1 protein-coding gene is annotated in these 1141 nt (G+C 56.9%); it reads left to right on the plus strand.

The window, feature by feature from the left end:
• Positions 1–656, plus strand: a 656-nt coding sequence (locus EOA33_RS36415) for an ankyrin repeat domain-containing protein (RefSeq protein ID WP_127407777.1), incomplete at its 5' end; no start/stop codon positions are given.
• Positions 657–1141 lie beyond the last annotated feature (485 nt).

The following is a 1141-nucleotide window of genomic DNA, read 5'->3' on the forward strand; positions in this document are numbered from 1 at the left end:
CCCCGACACCGCTTTTGGGTCCTGCTCTCATGCCGGCTTTGGCAAAACGCAGGATCGACTTGATCAAACTGTTGCTGGACGGAGGCGCAAATCCAAATTCGAAGCGCAGCCGCGAAAACGCTATCCACATCGCGGTCAATCTGGGTTGCCTCGATTGCGTGAGGGCACTGGTCGAGGCCGGCGCGGACGTCAATGCGAAGACAAAGGACGGCAAGACGCCGCTCCATCTGGCAAAATTCAAGGGGCTACGCGAAATCGCTGACTATCTCATGTCGCACGGCGTCATCTTGCCAACGCCGTCTCCGATCTCGATGAAGTTGGCTACCGCCGATATTGAGAAAGGCCGAACCTCCTTCACCCGACTATGTGCCGGTTGCCACAATGTCGAGCCACAGGGAGGAACCAAGACGGGGCCGAACTTGTGGAGCGTCGTCGGCCGCGATAAGGCCTCTATGACAAAAATGCGTTATTCCGACACCTTGCTGGGCTGGGAAGGCGTGTGGACGTACGAGGACCTGAACAAATATCTGCTTGAGCCCATGGTCACTACGCCAGGCGTTTACATGGAGATGCCCGGTGTTCCGGATGAGACTGAACGGGTCAATCTGATCGCCTACTTACACACACTCAGTGACAAGCCGATCCCGCTGCCCTGAACCCCTCGTCCTACCCCAGGAGGGCTTGGCCGGGTCGCTGTGTAAGGTCGTAATCGCGCATCAACCGACCTCCCGATACCTACTCCGATTTAGCAATCTCTCAGCTATGGACTCGATTGCTGTGTGGAAGCATTCTCGGCGCTCGGGGAGAGAAGGGCGTGGATAAATTAAACATAGGGGCTGATCAGGCTAAACGCTGGCGAGACCAGGCCCTGCGCGGTCGGAGGAGGCGCCTTTCGCGCGGCGCCGTGTCGTGGGCGCTGATCCTGGTGGCGATAATCATTCTCTGCGGTCTGATTGTGCTGAAAGCCCACTAGTAAGCGTCACTTCAGGCTTTGCGTGGCACTTTGGACACCCAAGGGTGGACACACAGAGAGACTTAAAATCACTCGATTTCCGATCGTACGGGTTCGATTCCCGTCGTCGCATCATGGTACTGGCGCGATCGCGGAATTACCCTTTTCGCCCATGTCGTTAGGTTAATC

The organism is Mesorhizobium sp. M4A.F.Ca.ET.050.02.1.1 (assembly GCF_003997725.1).
GTDB lineage: Bacteria > Pseudomonadota > Alphaproteobacteria > Rhizobiales > Rhizobiaceae > Mesorhizobium.